This window comes from Mycobacterium sp. 852002-51163_SCH5372311, assembly GCF_001667115.1.
GTDB lineage: Bacteria > Actinomycetota > Actinomycetes > Mycobacteriales > Mycobacteriaceae > Mycobacterium.
Genome location: NZ_LZIJ01000079.1, coordinates 1 through 17304, shown reverse-complemented (window position 1 = coordinate 17304; position 17304 = coordinate 1). Strand labels below are relative to the sequence as shown.

13 protein-coding genes are annotated in these 17304 nt (G+C 64.2%); 6 read left to right on the top strand and 7 right to left on the bottom strand.

The window, feature by feature from the left end; genetic code table 11:
* Positions 1–34: 34 nt before the first annotated feature.
* The gene (locus A5791_RS10040) at positions 35–1330 is read right to left on the bottom strand and encodes a saccharopine dehydrogenase family protein (protein ID WP_197504647.1); all 1296 of its coding nucleotides are present in this window, start codon (positions 1328–1330) and stop codon (positions 35–37) included.
* A gap of 125 nt (positions 1331–1455) precedes the next feature.
* Positions 1456–2010 (bottom strand): TetR/AcrR family transcriptional regulator, encoded by a 555-nt coding sequence (locus A5791_RS10035; RefSeq protein ID WP_082966846.1) that lies wholly within the window; start codon positions 2008–2010, stop codon positions 1456–1458.
* A 176-nt stretch (positions 2011–2186) separates the two neighbouring features.
* Here A5791_RS10035 and A5791_RS10030 point away from each other — a divergent pair, with 176 nt between their 5' ends.
* The 4 genes from A5791_RS10030 (at position 2187) to A5791_RS10015 (ending at position 7661) form a co-directional block, all read left to right on the top strand.
* Positions 2187–3695, top strand: coding sequence for an NAD(P)/FAD-dependent oxidoreductase (locus A5791_RS10030; RefSeq protein WP_067234796.1), 1509 nt, complete (start codon positions 2187–2189; stop codon positions 3693–3695).
* 7 nt (positions 3696–3702) lie between these two features.
* Entirely contained in the window at positions 3703–4695 is a 993-nt protein-coding gene (locus A5791_RS10025; protein WP_067234795.1) for an alpha/beta hydrolase, read from the top strand.
* Between the two features lie 334 nt (positions 4696–5029).
* Positions 5030–6355: a saccharopine dehydrogenase family protein gene (locus A5791_RS10020; protein WP_067234794.1), complete on the top strand. Its 1326-nt coding sequence runs from the start codon at positions 5030–5032 to the stop codon at positions 6353–6355.
* A 13-nt stretch (positions 6356–6368) separates the two neighbouring features.
* A complete protein-coding gene (locus tag A5791_RS10015; RefSeq protein ID WP_067234792.1) occupies positions 6369–7661 on the top strand; it encodes an FAD-binding oxidoreductase in 1293 nt (430 codons plus the stop codon).
* Positions 7662–7698: 37 nt separating this feature from the next.
* On the opposite strand, the gene A5791_RS10010 is transcribed toward A5791_RS10015, so the two are convergent.
* From A5791_RS10010 to A5791_RS09990, 5 genes are all read right to left on the bottom strand, one after another.
* Positions 7699–8304, bottom strand: coding sequence for a TetR/AcrR family transcriptional regulator (locus tag A5791_RS10010; RefSeq protein WP_231995846.1), 606 nt, complete (start codon positions 8302–8304; stop codon positions 7699–7701).
* A gap of 309 nt (positions 8305–8613) precedes the next feature.
* Positions 8614–10851, bottom strand: a complete 2238-nt coding sequence (locus tag A5791_RS10005; protein WP_067234787.1) for an NADP-dependent isocitrate dehydrogenase — start codon at positions 10849–10851, stop codon at positions 8614–8616.
* A gap of 181 nt (positions 10852–11032) precedes the next feature.
* Positions 11033–11410, bottom strand: a complete 378-nt coding sequence (locus tag A5791_RS10000; RefSeq protein WP_067234786.1) for a type II toxin-antitoxin system VapC family toxin — start codon at positions 11408–11410, stop codon at positions 11033–11035.
* Entirely contained in the window at positions 11407–11664 is a 258-nt protein-coding gene (locus A5791_RS09995) for a CopG family transcriptional regulator (RefSeq protein ID WP_067235251.1), read from the bottom strand. Before A5791_RS09995 ends, A5791_RS10000 begins: the two co-directional genes overlap by 4 nt.
* A gap of 17 nt (positions 11665–11681) precedes the next feature.
* Positions 11682–13055, bottom strand: a complete 1374-nt coding sequence (locus A5791_RS09990; protein WP_082966845.1) for a cytochrome P450 — start codon at positions 13053–13055, stop codon at positions 11682–11684.
* Positions 13056–13253: 198 nt separating this feature from the next.
* Between A5791_RS09990 and A5791_RS09985 the strand changes: the two genes are divergently transcribed.
* Together A5791_RS09985 and A5791_RS09980 are read left to right on the top strand one after the other, a co-directional pair.
* Entirely contained in the window at positions 13254–16559 is a 3306-nt protein-coding gene (locus A5791_RS09985; protein ID WP_231995845.1) for a LuxR family transcriptional regulator, read from the top strand.
* 353 nt (positions 16560–16912) lie between these two features.
* The coding region (locus A5791_RS09980) for a DUF222 domain-containing protein (protein WP_156661117.1) at positions 16913–17304 on the top strand (392 nt) is incomplete at its 3' end.

The window sequence follows — 17304 nt, the reverse complement described above, 5'->3', positions numbered from 1 at the left end:
AGGCTTGGTAATTGGCGTGTCGATGAACCGGCGCCTAGTGCGCGGCGTCGAGGATTTCGTCGCGCGGGGTGCCGACACGTTCGAGTGCTTTATAGAAGCGCTGCGGCTCGGCCCATTCTTCAGGCGTGAAGACCCCTGCGCGGGCTTTGGACCCGTCGTCGAGTGCGACAACCATGAACGCGGCGCACGCCGTTCCTGTCGCCGCTGCCATGTCGGTGAACAGGTAGGTGCCAGGGCCGCTCACCGGGGTACGGCGGCCGACCACGGCGGGTATGCCATTCCGGAGCCCGGTCACCTCGACCTTCAGGCCCGCCTTGTAGGGGAAGGTATGACCCGCCGCCGCCAGGGCAAGAAACTTGATCAGCTCGGTGCGGGTCGCCTCCCCGGTGCGCACGAGGTTGCGCATTCCGGATAGTGCGTGGCGCCAGCCTTTCACGCTGCCGAATTTGTTTGTCAGCAGAGCCTCCAAGAAGTCCACTGCCTCCTCCATGGGCATCGTGCCCTTCTGCACGGCCAGGCCGACGCCACGGACAAGGCCGTTGTAGGGTGCCGGATCCAGACCGCCGAAGCAGCGAATGTTTTTGGCATTCGGGTACTTTCGTGGCAAGGTCACCGGCTCCGGGTGAGCGGTCTCGTGCACCATGGTCAGCCCCAGCCCGCCACCCAACTCCGTCCAGCGGGTCTCCAGCCACGACTGGTGCATGACCGGTCCGCCATCCTGCCAGGTCATGCAGGGGCCGGCGGCGACGCGCAGCATGTGGTCGAGGACCGCGCGGCCGATGGATCCGCGCTCATCGCCGACTACCCAATACACATCGATGTTTTCGACACTGTCCAGTTCGCCAACCGCGTCGGCGACCAGCACATTGGTGATGCCGGGCGACGCACCGCAGCCGACGTACATCGGCACCCCGGCCGTCCGGGCCTCTTCGTGCAGAGTCAGCGCGTGCAGGGTGCTCTCGATATCGTCGTCGAAATCGAGATACGGCACTTTGGCCTCGAGGCACGCCTCCATCACCGGGCCGGCGGTGCGGTTGTACGGCCCGGCGCCGAGCACGACGAGCGCGGCCCCCTCTATGGCGTTTCGAAGCCCCTCGGCGTCGTACAGGTCGAGCCGTGCTGCGGTGGCCAGGCCGACCGGGAGCCGCTGTAGCAGCGGATCGAGCAGCTCGGGACGAATGTCGTAGAGCGCCAGCTCCCAGTCGCCCTCGGCAACGACGAACCGCTCGATGGCCAGTCGACACATCTCGCCGGCGGCTCCGATGAATACCACGCGCTTGGCCACTAGTCTCTCCGATCTATTGCGGTCGCCGTTGGGTACCACGCTCATGGTCTAATCCGAACTCGAATCGTAATCGAATATAGGCTCGGCAATCAACGATGTCAATGCGCGATGGCAGAACTCCCTCGGAGCCGCGTCGAAAGGTGGCCAACATCCTGCCGGCGCAACGGCTCCTAACTCGGCGCGTAGGTCTCGAGATATGCAGTGAGGACTCGGCACCCTTCATCGATCGTGGCGTCATCCCCTGTCGGGCACTGCCGAAACGCGATATCGAAGATTCGATCGCCGACCTTGACGGCAAGCTGGGCGACGACGAGCGGGGTATCGCGGCGGATACGGCATCGTGCGATCAGGAAGCGCCAGAGCTGCTCTGCCCACGACTCGTCGAAGCCGTCCGCCAGCTCACTGAGCGGTGAGCTCCGGCCCGCGAACCACAACTGGACGATGCCTGGATGCTCACGGAAGTAGGCGAGTAGTGGACTGATCGTCGCCTCGACGGCGTCGCGTATGGTCAGCACCTCTGGATGGTTCAGTGCAGCGGCGAAGCGCTCGTCGAGCACGTGAAGATGGCGGCGCGCAAGCTCGACTTCGATGTGTTGGCGATCGACGAAGTAGTGGTACAGCGACGCGGTCGGGATGCCGGCGTGTTCGCCGATCCCCTTCATGGTGGCAGCCGCGTAGCCTTGGTCGGCGAGAAGCAACTCCGCGGTGTCGAGGATGGTTCGCATGCGTGCAAGCCCGCGGCGCTGCACGGCGATCCTACGCGCGGCCGCTTGGCGAGAATGCGATTTTTCGAACACGACTCGAGATCGTATCAGTTGTTGACAGGTATGGCGGCACACCCTAGCATCAAACCCGACTCGGGATCGGTTTCTGGTGGCCGATCACCCCACAGGAGGCATCCATGACGACGACCGACAGTCCGACTGAGGCGACCTATTTCGATGTGTTGGTCGTCGGCGCCGGGATCTCGGGTATCGGCGCGGCGTATCACCTCAAGACCCGCCGTCCGGGCACCACGTTCGCAGTCTTGGAGGCTCACGACTCGATCGGCGGTACGTGGAATCTATTCCAGTACCCCGGTATTCGATCGGACTCGGACATGCCGACCTTCGGCTACAGCTTCAAGCCATGGACACACCGCAAGTCGATCGCCGACGGGCACATCATCCTGGACTATCTTCAGCAGACTGTCACCGAGAACGGCCTGGGCGAGCACATCCGTTTCGGCTACCGGGTCCTCAGCGCAGAGTTCGACTCGCAACAGGGATTGTGGACGGTCACGGCTGACCACGACAGGTCCGGTAGGTCAACGACTTTCACCGCCCGCTTCCTATTCCTGGGTACCGGGTACTACGACCACGAGGCGGGTTTTGCGCCCACGTTCACCGGTGCCGAGGACTTCCAGGGCGAGCTGATCCACCCGCAGCACTGGCCGGCGGATCTGGACTACACCGGCAAGCGGGTTGTCGTGATCGGCAGCGGCGCCACGGCAGTCACGCTGATTCCGTCGATGGCCGACAAGGCAGGCCACATCACGATGCTGCAGCGCTCCCCGAGCTATGTGTTCTCGATTCCGGCGGAGGACCCGATCGCCAACACGCTGAACAGGGTGCTCGGCCATGAGCGCGCGTACCGGATCGTGCGACGCAAGAACATCGCGATGGGCCGCGGTTTGTTCAAGGCCTGCAAGCGCGCTCCGAAGCTGATGCGCCGACTGCTGATCGCCAACGTGCGCCGGCAGCTGCCGAAGCACTTCGACGTCGACACCCACTTCACCCCGCGGTATGACCCGTGGGACCAGCGATTGTGCATGGTGCCCAACGGCGATCTGTTCAAGACGCTCTCGTCCGGAAAGGCCTCGGTGGTCACCGACCGGATCGCGCGGTTCACCAAGACTGGCATCCTGCTGGAGTCGGGCCAGGAGTTGGTTGCCGACATCATCGTGACCGCAACCGGACTCAACATGGTGCCGTTCGGCAAGATCCAGCTCCGTGTCGACGGGGAACCGGTGGATCTGCCGGACACGACGATCTACAAGGCGATGATGCTCTCCGGTGTGCCCAACCTGGCGTTCGCCGTTGGCTACACGAACATCTCCTGGACGCTCAAGGTGGATTTGGTGTGCGAGCACTTCTGCCGCCTGCTCGACTACATGGACGCCCACGGCCACGGAACCGTCGAACCGGTGCTCAACGAGCCGGATATGGAGCGGGTGCCGGCGATGGACATGAGTTCGGGCTATGTCCAGCGGGCGATCGCGAAGTTCCCCCGGGGAGGCACCCGCGGGCCGTGGGCGTTCAAGCACGCCTACGAACTCGACGCCGAACGGCTGCGCGAGGGCCCGGTCGAAGACGACGCGCTGAAATTCACCCCCGCCAAGCCGGCTGCGCTGGCGTCGGCATCGAAGTGAGCGCGCGATGACGAAAGAACTCACCTTCCCCAGCCACGGCGTGCGCTGCGCCGCCTGGCATCTCCCGGCCAGCACCGACGCGCTGGCCGATGCTGCCGGTCGGCCGTGCGTGGTCATGGCACACGGCTTTGGCGGCACCCGGGACAGCGGGCTGCTGGACTTCGCCGAGTCCTTCGCCGATGCCGGTATCGACGCGTTCGTATTCGACTACCGCGGCTTCGGCGATTCTGAAGGCGTTCCCCGCCAAGATGTTTCGGTCCGTCGTCAACGGCAGGACTATCACGCGGCCATCGCGGCGGCCCGGCACCTGCCCGGCGTCGATCGCGACCGGATCGCGTTGTGGGGATTCTCCTATGCCGGTGGCCATGTCATCGCGGTCGCAGCGCAAGATCCAGGTGTCGCGGCAATCGTTTCGATGAATCCCGCCGCCGACGGGCTGGCCACGCTGGCGCGGATGGTACGTCGGGGAGAAGGCGGTCTACTGGCGCGGCTGACCGGACGCGGATTGCAAGACATGGCTCGCGCCCTCACCAAGCGGGCACCGCATGACGTACCCGTGGTAGGGAAGCCTGGATCGACGGCGATTATCACCGCTCCTGGCCTCGAAGAGGCCTACTACGCGATGGCCGGCCCAACCGCGCGCAACGAAATCTGCGCCCGTCACGCGCTTCAGGTGGCAGCGAACCGGCCCACCACCGCTGCCAGCCGTCTGGGCTGCCCGATGCTCATGCAGGTCGGCACAAACGACGCTGTCGTACCACCCAGTGCGGCGCGCCGCGCCGCGAAGAAGGCCGGATACTGGGCACTGCTGCGCGAATACCCCATCGACCACTTGGATGTCTTCCAAGACCCATGGCGGCAGCAGGTGCTGGGCGATCAGCTCGAATTCCTCACGCGCGTCCTCGATCCCGCGCGGGCAGCCGATATTCATCTCCGATCTCAGGCCGAGCGGCGGCGGACTGGCCGTTTGGTCTTGAAGCTTCCATGGCTGGTTTCATGATCATCGACTCCCCGCCGGCGAGACGTTGACGGCCTTGGTCTGGGTCTAGACGTCGAGAGCCGACGAGCCCAGTTTCCCGTCCCCACCCGCACTGCTTGTAGCCACCTTCAGCAGGCGGGCCGCCTTGTGCGCCTTCGAGATACCCCGGGTCCACACGCCCGCTGCCAGCCGTAGATCGAATCAATCGTAATCGGCTTCAAATTGCTTGCCGAACGGCGTCAACGTCGCTTCGACCATGCCTGCGGCCACGGCGGGCGTTGACATATCCGACGGCTTCGCGTATTGTCGATTACGAATCGAGTTCGAGTTAATAACAAGCGCAGGCGGGCGGAAAATGAGCAACAACCAAACCACGGCCAAGCGGATCGTGTTCATCGGGGCGGCCGGCGACATGTGTCGCGTCGCGATCGATCGTTTCGCAAAGACAGCAGGCGACCAGGACTGGAAGCTGGAGCTTTACGACATCCGGCCGGAATCCCTTGACGCCCTGGTCGCGAGTCTGCCCGCAGGGTCAGCGACGGCCGGCTCATTTGACCTGTTCGACGCGGCGGCGCTGCGTAACGCGATCGACGGTGCCGCGCTCGTCGTGCTCGGCGCGGGACCGTACAACCGCACCGCCGAGCCGGTCATGGAGGCGTGCATCGAGAAGAAGGTGCCCTATCTGGACCTCGACGATGATGAGGCAAGCACGCGCGCGGCGCTGACACTCGATGCCCAGGCGAAGGCCGCCGGCGTGCCGATCCTCATCGGATGCGGTGCGTCTCCCGGATTTACCAATGTGATGGCGGCCGATGCGGCCCGCGATATGGACACTGTCGAACGCATCGATGTGTGCTGGGTGACTGGTGACGAGGGTCCGGTCCCGTTTGGGCGTGCCGTCCTCGATCACGCGATCCGCGGTTTTGCCGGACCGTGTCAAACGTGGGAGCACGGTCGCTCGGTGACTCATCAGACCTTTCTGGAGACGGATGTGTTCGCGCTGGGCAACACCCTCGGTGATAACTACCGTCTCTACGAGTGTGCGCACCCGGAGCCGGTGACGATGCCACGGCGCTGGCCGGGCGCCGACCGGATTCGAGTGCTGGGCGCACTCGATCCGCCCCCTACCAACGGCATCATGCGTGGCGTCGCAGTGGCCGTGCAGGAAGGCCAGATCTCGATGGACGAGGCCATCGACTTCATCAACGACCTGCTGACCGACAAGACCGGCTCACTCAAGGTGTGGAGGCATGCGTTGTCGGGGCTGTGGGGCACGATTCGTCGTGGTGAGATCAGCGCGGCCGAGGTCCTGAAGTTCCTTGCGATGTCGGCTGCTCGCAAGCATCCCCCGTTCCGCGGAACCAACTATGTGCGGGTGACCGGCAAACGCGATGGGATGCAAGTGGTTTCGGTGCGTCGGGCGCCTGTGAGTGGGCCCGGCACCGCATGGACCACGATGGCATCGCTCACTGGTTCCGCAACCGCGGCGTTCATGGTGTTGGCCATCGGCGAACTGGGCGCACAGTCGGGGGTCTTGGCGCCCGAGGACTGGGCCAACCCGGAGAACTTCTACACGGCGCTCGCAGCCGCCGGCGGATCGCCTCTCAACGAGGTCGTCGAGGCAGTGGTCACACCGAGCACAGCAGTGACGACGCAGCGGGCGAGCAGCTTGAGCTCTTAGGGCCGAGCAAGATATGGACATTTTGACGACGACCGGTTGGGCCGAGCTGCCCACCACGGGTGAGCCTGCGCTCGCCGAGGACGCTGCGTGCGACGTCGCCGTCATCGGCGGCGGCGTCGGGGGTATGACCGCAGCGCTGCGGCTCGCCGAGTCCGGTGCAGACGTCGTGCTGCTCGAGGCCGAAACCTGCGGGTGGGGTGCGAGCTCGCGTAACGCGGGGTACGTGACCAACTCGATCGCCGCTGACCCCGCGTTGCTGGCACTGCTGCTCCGGCGCAGCAAGGTCCGCGCACTGTTCCAGTTCGCCGAGGCTGCAGTGCAATTCACGCAGAATGCCATCGAGAAACGGTCTATCGATTGCGAGTTCGAAAAGGTGGGCATCGTGCAAGCGGCGGTGTCGAAGGGGCAACTGCGCAAAACGCGACGAAACGCGAAAATCATGGCCGAAGCAGGGTCGTCGGCCGAGTTCGTCGACGGAACAGACGCGGGCCTTCCTGAAGGTTTCCTCGGCGGCATGCGAGAAGGTGTCGGGGGAACCTTGAATCCGGCGAAGTATGTGCTCGGGCTGCGCAGCGCTGTACTGACTTCGGGGGCAAGGGTATTCGAGCACACTCGAGTGCATGATGTCACCGACAGCGGTACCGGGGTGACCATCGCGGCGACCGATGGCCGGGTGCATGCCAAGCAGGCGTTGCTCACCGCCAACGCCTACAGCAAGGACCTCGCCATCACACCGCGCCGGTTGGTGTCCCCGGTGTGGACCTCACTAGTGGAAACCGAGTCGATCGCCCCCGAACGCCTGGATGCTATCGGCTGGACCAGTCGCGCGCCGATGGTGACCGCACACATGATCTTAGAGAGTTATCGGGTCACCCAGCGAAACACGATTGTTTTCGGCACCCGGCGTCTCGAGACAACGAAAAGATCGCTAATCCCGCGCACGCCTTCGACTCTCGTGGTCAACGATCTACTTCTTGGTTTCCGCGAACGCTTCCCCGGCTTGCACGATGTTGCGCCGCAACGGGCGTGGGGCGGCTGGATCGGCATGAGTTCCACCTGGCTGCCGGCCGCGGGGGAGGCGTCGTCAAATGTGCTGTATTCGTTGGCGTGCAACGGACATGGCTTTGCGCAAGCCCAGTATGTCGGCCACATGCTCGCCGGCAGACTGTGCGGCGAACCTATGCCCGCCGACCTCGAGGCCATCTGGCACGGCCGTGGCGGATTTTGGCCCAGCCTGGTCAGCTCACCGGCATTGACGCTGGGCTGGTTCGGCGACCGCGTATCTGACCGGTTGGCACGCCACTGACGAGATCACATCCCGAGCGACGACGAGAACCACACCGCTACTTGCGCTTGCCTCGCTTTGAAGCTGGTGTCGCGTAGGTGAGAAGGTAGGCGGTGATCAGCCGGCGCGCCTCACCGATCGTGGTGTCGTCGCCCTTCGGTGAGCGCCGGAAGGCGACATCGAACAAGCGGTTACCGGCCTCGAATGCGAGCTGCACGACGAGTTGTGGGGTATCGCTACCGATGAGCTTTTGCTCGATTAGTAGTTCCCAGAACCGCTTCGCCTGTGCCTCATCGAACGCAAGCGCCATCGCTTCGAGTGCGGGGCTGCGCCCCGCGAACCACAGCTGGACAAAACTTGGGTGCTCACGGAAGTAGGCAAGGTACTCGTCGATGATTACGTCGATGGCATCGTTCAGAGTGCGCGCCTTGGATTTGGTCGCCGCAGCAGTCAGTCGGGCATCGAGCGCAGAAAGATGGCGCCGTACGAGTTCTGCGTCGACTTGATGCCGGTCAGCGAAGTAGTGGTAGAGCGACGCAGTCGGGATACCTGCCAGCTCGCCAATCGCCTTGAGGGTCGCAGCCTCGTAGCCTTGCTTGGCAAGGAGCTTCTCGGCGGCATCGAGGATGGCCTGCAAGCGCTCCACGCCGCGGCGCTGCACCACCGCCGATCGGCCCGTCGGGCCCAGTGCCTGAACTTCGAACACGATTCGAGATCGTATCACTCGGATACTTGAACTTCCAGGCCGGCGCGTTCTATCCCTGCGGTTAATCCCGCACACCAGAGCTCGTTCACGGCAGTCGGCGTACGCCCCGAACTGACGGCGTTGAACGCGACCTGAGGGGTTTGAGCGTGAACTGATGGCGTTCGGTGTGAATCTAGGGTGGGAATCGGCGCGAATTTCCGCCCAGGCTACCCACCCAAAGCCAAGGATTCACACCGAAAGCCAAGGATTCACAGCCAAAGCCCGGCGTCAGTCGTTGGCGTGCGCCAGCGCGTCATTGAACGTCTTGCTCGGCCGCATCACCGCCGCGAGCTTGTCGGGATCCGGGAAGTAGTACCCGCCGATGTCGACCTCTTCGCCCTGGGCCTCGTTGAGTTCGGCAATGATTTTCTCTTCGTTCTTGGCCAAGGTGTCGGCGAGCCGGGCGAAGTGCTGGGCGAGTTCTTTGTCATCGGTCTGCTCGGCAAGCTCCTGCGCCCAGTACATGGCGAGATAGAACTGGCTGCCCCGGTTGTCCAGCTCGCCGGTCTTACGCGACGGGCTCTTGTTGTTCTCCAATAGCTTGCCGATCGCGGCGTCCAGCGTCTTGCCCAAAATCTTGGCTCGCGGGTTGTCGGCCTTGATGCCCACGTCCTCGAAACATGCCTCTAACGCGAGGAACTCGCCGAGCGAATCCCAGCGCAGATGGTTTTCCTCCACCAGTTGGTGGACGTGCTTGGGCGCCGAACCGCCGGCACCGGTCTCGTACATTCCGCCGCCGGCCATCAGGGGAACGATGGAAAGCATCTTGGCGCTGGTGCCCAACTCCAAGATCGGGAACAGGTCGGTGAGATAGTCGCGAAGAATGTTGCCGGTGGCGGCGATGGTGTCCAGACCCCGGATCAGACGCTCGAGCGTGTAACGCATGGAACGCACCTGCGACATGATCTGGATGTCGAGCCCCTCGGTGTCGTGATCTTTCAAGTAGGTGGTGACCTTCTTGATCAGCTCGTTCTCGTGTGGCCGGTAGGGATCCAGCCAGAACAGCACCGGCATGCCGGAGTTGCGGGCGCGGGTGACGGCCAGCTTGACCCAGTCGCGGATCGGTTCGTCCTTGACGATGGGCATGCGCCAGATGTCGCCGGTCTCGACATTCTGTGTCAGCAGGACTTCGCCGGTGTCGATGTCCACGATGTTGGCGACGCCGTCCTCGGGAATCTCGAACGTCTTGTCGTGCGAGCCGTACTCCTCGGCCTTCTGGGCCATCAGCCCGACGTTGGGTACCGTGCCCATTGTCGTGGGATCGAAGGCGCCATTGGTCTTACAGAAGTTGATGAGCTCCTGGTAGATCCGGGAAAATGTGGATTCCGGCATTACGGCCTTGGTGTCCTTGGGGCGCCCGTCGGCGCCGTACATCTTTCCGCCGGCGCGGATCATCGCAGGCATCGACGCGTCCACGATCACATCGCTGGGCGAATGGAAGTTCGAGATGCCCTTGGCCGAATCGACCATGGCCAGCTCTGGGCGATGCTCGTGGCAGGCGTGCATGTCCCGGAGGATCTCGTCGTGCAAAGACGCGGGCAGCGTCTCGATCTTGTCGTAGAGGTCGGCCAGCCCGTTGTTGACGTTGACGCCCAGCTCGTCGAGCACCGCCTGGTGCTTCTCGAAGGCGTCTTTATAGAAGACCTTCACTGCGTGGCCGAACACGATGGGATGGCTGACCTTCATCATCGTGGCCTTGACGTGCAGTGAAAACATCACGCCGGTCTTGCGGGCATCCTCCATCTGCTCTTCGTAAAATTCGACCAGCGCCTTCTTGCTCATGAACATGCTGTCGATGATGTCGCCCTCGTCGAGCGACACTTCGGGTTTGAGCACGATGGTCTTGCCGCTCTTGGTGACAAGTTCCATCTTCACTTTGCGGGCGCGGTCCAGGGTCATGGACTTCTCGCCGTGATAGAAGTCGCCGTGCTTCATCGTCGCCGCATGAGTGCGCGACGCCATCGACCACTCGCCCATGCTGTGCGGATGCTTGCGCGCGTACTCCTTGACCGCCTTCGGCGCACGACGATCCGAGTTGCCTTCACGCAGCACCGGGTTCACCGCGCTGCCAAGGCATTTGGCGTAGCGCTCCTTGATCTTCTTTTCCTCGTCGGTCTTCGGGTTCTCCGGGTAGTCCGGGATTTTGTAGCCCTTGCCTTGCAGTTCCTTGATGGCGGCCACGAGCTGCGGCACCGAGGCGCTGATGTTGGGCAGCTTGATGATGTTGGTGTCCGGCTCCTGCGTCAGCTTGCCGAGTTCGGCGAGGTTGTCCGGCACGCGCTGGTCTTCATCGAGATAGTCGGGGAACTCCGCCAGGATGCGTGCGGCCACCGAGATGTCGCTGGTTTTGATCTTGATGCCGGCCGGTTCGGCGAAAGCCCGCAGAATCGGCAGAAAACCGTAAGTCGCCAGTAACGGCGCTTCGTCGGTCAGCGTGTAGATGATGGTCGGCTGCTCGTCGCTCATTGGCGATTCTCCCGTGGCTTCAGGTGTTGACGGGCCTGGCGTTCTAGCGATGGTTACCAGTATCGCGGTTCCGCAATCTCAGCAGATGGCCGGGCGGCCCGTTGTAGTCACAGTCGGCGAGGAAGATGCGTTCCTGGTCCTCTTCGGGAATGGCCCCGGGCGCCGTCGCGCCGCCAACCAATCAGTAGGGAGGCTCAAGCTCGGTAAACATCGGGAAGTGCCGCACATTTGTCGTCAACAGGTCAGCGCCGACGACGATCGCAGTCGCGGCGATTAGGTAGTCGACAGCACCGATTCCGCTGTGGCTCTTTCGGTATCGCCGGGCGAGTCGTCCAGCGATGCGGGCTACGTCCTCGGTCACGTCAGCCCAATGCAAGGCGGAACAAAACTCCTCAAGAGCGCCGAGCTCCCTGTCTCGTATGCCGGCGAGGAGCTCGAATCGGACCAGTTCGCTTGCCGCTATATCCTCGCCGTTGTCGATCAACGCCGCGAGCAGATCGACGGCTGCGGGCTCGCCCCGCAAGTGGTCAACAGCGATCGTGGTATCAATCAGCTTCACGCCAGACCGAGTTGGCTCAAACGCTCGTTGAGGTCGCCGCGAACTGCGTCGACGTAATCGGCGCCGGTGAAGTCCCGTCCCCGCCAGGAGCCCGCGCTGCGCTTCAGGGCCGCCGCCCGCTCATTCTTGCTTCGGCTTCCGTAGGTGGTGCGAATTGCCCGGCGAATCAGCTCTGACCTGGACGCGCCACTTGCCCTGGCGGCCTGCTCAAGGAGTTGGACCTCTTCATCGCTGAGGATGATCTGCGTGCGCATGACATCATCATACATCATCATACATCTAGTGATGTATACCGGTTCGACGTGGATTTGCAGCTCGGAGTGAGCCTGGTTGAAGTCGGATCAGGCGCCGCCGGAACATGATTGCCTGCCGCACCCAAGGGACGAGGACGCAGTGCGCGCGTGGAGTCAGTGGCGGCGTCGAATTCGATGGGCACAGTGATCGGGCCGCCCAGGGCGGTCACCGGTTTCCACGGCGCAGGACCGGTGCGGCGGGCGTTGGGCATGCGCCGTGTCATGACTGCCAGCGCTTCAGCCAGCTCAAGACGGGCGAGATGGGCGCCGAGGCAGTAGTGCATGCCGCCGCCGAAGGTCTGGATCGGCGGTGCGCCTGCCCGACTGATGTCGAGACGGTCGGGATCCTCGTACACCGCGGGATCCCGGTTGGCCGCACCGGTGTTGACGACGACGATGGCGCCGGCCGGAATCGTGACGCCGGCGAGGTCGACGTCCTCGACGGCCGCCCGCAACGTGACGAAGGTGATCGGGGAATGACGAATCAGCTCCTCGACGGCATTGACCGCGAGCTCCGGATTGCGGCCCAAGAGCGCCCATTGGTCAGGGTGATCGCACAGCACGTGGGCCGCGGCGCCCAGCTGCAGGCGGGTGGTGTCGGTTCCCGCCAGCAGAAGCGCGGCGACGAGCATACGGAGCTCGCCGGCGCTGAGTCGATCGCCATCGTCTTCGGCACGGATTAGCTCGGAGATGAGGTCGTCGGTCAATGCGTGACGCCGCCGCGCGACCATCTCGTCGATGTAGGTGTCCAGGGCATCCCATGCAGCCAGGATCGTCGGCGTTTGGTTGGCGGCGTTCCAGCCGAAGGCCTCCAAGATGTCATCCGCCCAGCCAGAGAACAGTTCCCAATCTTCAGGCGGCGCTCCGAGCAGCGCACAGATGACTGCGATCGGGTATCTGCGGGCAATGTCGCTCACCACATCGCAGCGTCCGACGGGGATGCGGCGGTGAACCAGTGCCGTGATGATGTCGGTGATCACCGTGCGCAGCCGCGCGGTCGCTTTCGGCGTGAAGGCTTTGGATACCAGTCGCCGTAGCCGGCGGTGCTCGTCCCCGTCGAGACTGACAATGTTGGTTGCGACGCGGTCCCACAACGGGCCAGAGGTGATGCCTTGCGCGGCAAGGAACATCCCTTGCGGCACCCTGAATCGCGGGTCGCGGAGCACAGTGCGAACAAGCTCGTACGTCAGTAGCTCAGGACCGTATGAGCCGATCGCTATCGGCGACTTCTCGCGGGCCTGGCTGATGATTGCGTGGGCCTCGTCGGGGTGCTGAGCATGCTCGTAATGGAGCGTCGGGAGTCCGGCGTCGAAAACGCTCGGGCAGGTGGATCCGTCGACGGTTGCAGTCATGGTGGGCCTCCTCGGTCGGGTTGTCCACTCGAGGGTGGCTTTTCAACAGCGTCAGACCATCGGGGAGAACACGGAACTAAACACGCCCGTTCGAAATACGGGGTGTCCGCGATGTGGCATCGAACCGATCGCTCAGCGAGGCAGAAGTACGGGATTTCCCTGATGTTTGCGGCTTCTCGCCCCGAGATGCTGGCTAGCATGACCGAAACGGATCCACGCGCGGACATGCCGCCGATGAACTGGGATGAGTTAGGCGTGGGCGAGCTGCCAACCGGAACGGTGACACTGCTGCTCGCCGATGTCGAGGGCTCGACGCGGCTGTGGGAGACCCAGCCAGAGGGCATGACGGCCGCCGTCGCACGCCTGGACCGCACGCTTAGCGAGCTGCTTGCCACTTACCGCGGGGTGCGTCCGGTCGAGCAGGGCGAGGGTGACAGCTTCGTGGTCGCGTTCACCCGCGCGACCGAGGCGACCGCGTGCGCCCTGGAGTTGCAGCGTGCACCGCTATCGCCGATCCGGCTGCGTATCGGTGTGCACACCGGCGAGGTGCAACTACGCGACGAAAGCAATTACATTGGCCCGACAATCAATCGGGCGGCACGCCTGCGCGATCTGGCGCACGGTGGTCAGACGGTGCTCTCGGGTACGACCGAGGATTTGGTCGTCGATGCGCTTCCGGCCGATGCGTGGCTGACGGATCTGGGCAGTCACGAACTGCGCGGTGTCGCACGCCCCGAACGAGTGATGCAACTGTGCCACCCTGACATCCGCAACGACTTTCCGCCGCTTCGTACCGCGAAACCCGTTGCGGCTGACCATTTACCGGTGCAACTCACCAGCTTTGTCGGCCGTGACGCCGAGATCGACGACGTGCGGCAGACACTCACCGCCAGCCGGCTCGTCACCTTGACCGGCGCTGGTGGTGCCGGCAAGACCCGTCTGGCCGTCCAGGTCGCGAGCCAGATGGCCGCAGATTTCGACGCGGGCGTGTGGTATGTCGACCTGGCGCCGATCGCCGAGCCCGACCTGGTGCCAGTCGCCACGGCTGGTGCCCTCGGCCTGCCGGATCAGCCCAGCCGTTCGACAACGGAAACGCTCATCCGGTTCGTCGGGGACCGGCGAATGCTGGTGTTGCTGGACAATTGCGAACACCTGCTCGACGCGGTTGCCGCACTGACCACCGCGCTGCTGAGCGGCTGCCCGGGGCTGACGCTGCTGACGACCAGCCGCGAGCCGATCGGGGTGGCCGGCGAGGTGACCTGGCGGGTGCCGTCGCTCTCTCTGGACGACGATGCCATCGAGCTGTTCGTCGACCGGTCCCGTCGGGCACGATCAGATTTCACCGCCACCGACGACGGCCTTCCCGCGGTAAAGGAGATCTGCCGTCGCCTGGACGGCATGCCGCTGGCCATCGAGTTGGCCGCGGCCCGGGTCCGCGCGCTGTCGCTGGACGAGATCGTGGACAGCCTGCATGACCGCTTTCGATTATTGACCGGCGGTGGCCGCAGGGTGGTGCGCCGCCAGCAAACGTTGCATGCGTCGGTGGACTGGTCGCATGCGCTGTTGACTGAGCCCGAGCGAGTCCTGTTTCGGCGGCTCGCGGCATTCGTCGGTGGCTTCGACCTCGCCGCCGCACGTGCGGTCGCAGGCGAAACCGACGTCGAGCGCTACCAGGTCCTCGACCAACTCAGCCTGCTCGTGGACAAGTCGCTGGTGGTAGCCGACGATACTGGCGGCCGAATGCGATATCGGTTACTTGAAACCGTGCGCCAATACGCCTTGGAAAAGCTCGGCGAGTCCGGTGAAGCCGATATCGTGCGGGGCCGTCACCGCGACTACTACACCGCGATGGCCGCCCTGCTTGACGCCCCGGCGGCCACCGGTCACCAGCAGCGCGTCGAGCAAATGGAGACCGAGATCGACAACCTGCGCGCGGCGTTCGCCTGGAGCCGCGAAAATCGCGACGTCGAGCTGGCATTGCAGATCGCGTCGTCGCTGCAGCCCCTGTGGTTGACTCGGGGCCGGCTGAACGAGGGCCTGAGTTGGATCGACGCCGCGCTGGCCGACCTTGACAATGTCGACCGCGAGGTGGCGCCGGCGGTGCTGGCGCGGACGTTGGCCGACGCGGCCCTACTCGACGGCTGGGTCGGCGTGCCGGAACGGATAGAGCAGGCCAACCAAGCGCTGGTGATCGCCCGCCGACTCGACGACCCATCCCTGTTAGTCCGCGCCCTCACCGCCTGCTTTGGCACGGCCGCGTTCCAACCCGAAGAAGCGGCAACGTACTTCGCCGAGGCCATCGAGTTGGCACGCGACCTGGGCGACAAATGGAGACTGAGCCAGTTGCTGGGCTTCCAGGCGTACGCGGCCATGATGGCCGGCCAGCCGATAGCCGAGCGCGCGGCCGAGGAAGGGCGCGACCTCGCGGACGCGATCGGTGACCGATTCGCGTCCGGCCAGTGCCGCCTATGGGGTATCGCCGGCGGGCGGGCGGTGTTGGGCGACCTTTCGGGCGCCGATGCAGAAATACGAGCGTTAATCGCCGACGCCGACGCAGCCGGCGACGCATTGTGTAGGTTCAACGCCCTCATGACGCAAAGCTTTGTGTTGGGATGGCAGGGCAAGACGATCGCGGCGAGAGCCGCCGCCGAAACGGCCATCGAGACCGCGGCCGATCTCAGCGTGGTGATCGAGGGACTCGGCTATCTGACCTTGGGTAGTGCACATTTGGCGGCGGGCGACGTTGGCGCCGCGAAGGATGCACTCACACAGGCCTATAGCCGCATACCGGACGTCGGCTTTGTGACGACGAACAATCTATGGAGAGCCGAAACCGAGCTCGCGGCAGGCGATGCCGAGGCGGCTCGTCCGTATGCCGATCAAGCCGTGTCATCAACCACAGGATTCTTTCGGATGAAGGCGCTGATTGCTCGTGCCCGCGTGGCGTTGGCCGATGGTGAGGTGGAGGTGGCCGAGCGTGGCGTGCACGACGCGCTCGCATGTGCTGCCGGTATCAAGGCACAGGTTGGGGTGCCCGACGCCTTCGACTGCCTCGCTCTCCTTGCCGCACAAGCCGGGAGTTATCCCGAAGCCGCTCGACTCGTCGGGGCGGCCGATGCCGTTCGGGAGCGCACCGGCGAGGTCCCGTACGAGATCTACCGCGCCGACCACGAAGCTTTGGTCGCATCGCTACGAGATGCCATGGGTCACGACCACTTCGAGGCTGCTCGAGCCGAGGGCGCCGCACTGTCCACCGAAGAGGCGATCGCTTACGCGCAGCGCGGCCGAGGCGAACGCAAACGCCCGTCGACCGGCTGGGCCTCGCTGACGCCGGCCGAGCTGGACGTTGTCCGGTTAGTCCGTGAGGGCTTGGGCAATAAGGACATCGCCGCAAGGCTTTTCATCTCACCACGCACCGTCGAAACTCACCTCACCCACGTCTACACCAAGCTTGGCCTCGCTTCCCGCGTCCAGCTTGCGCAAGAGGCAGCACGCCACATCTAGACGCTCAGGGTCGCAGTTCAACAAATCCAGCTGCACCGAAATCTTCATCGAATGCCGTAGGCATTGTGCAGGGTCTTTTTCGCATCAGCGCGAAAGTGGTGTCGGCCAAGCCATTCCCACGCTTCTTCCTCCCGTTCGGCCGTAATGTGTTCGAGCCGAACGCGGTCGCTTTGCGGCGCTGGGTTGCAGGCATGTGCCCACTGATCGGTGGTCGAGGGTGACCGGGTGCCAGGTGCGCACCGTGCAGGCCGCCTCTGGCCGCTGCCAGGCATCTTTCGCCGAGGCGGGCAGCGTATCCGCTGGTGCGGACGAGGCGGCCCGGATTTGTCGTAGGTGGCTGTAATGATGCGGTTATGTCTTCGACCGCATCGTGTGGCACTGCGGGGTTGCGCCCTGATCAGCATCTTGAGGTGTTGTTCGAAGAGTTGGCGGAGTTGACGGGTCAGCGCAATGCGATTGATGGGCGCATTGTGGAGATCGTCGCCGAGGTGGATCGCCAGGAGCTGTGGGGGTCTACCGGTGCGCGGTCGGTGGCGGCGTTGGTGGCCTGGAAGACGGGGGTGTCGCCGGGAAACGCCGCGACGATTGCGACCGTGGCGGGGCGGCTGGAGGCGTTCCCGCGCTGCGCGCAGGGGATGAAGGAGGGCCGGCTGTCGCTGGATCAGGTGGGGGTGATCGCGCATGGGGCGGCCGAGGGATCTGATGAGCACTATGCCGAGCTGGCCCGGGTGGCCACGGTCAGCCA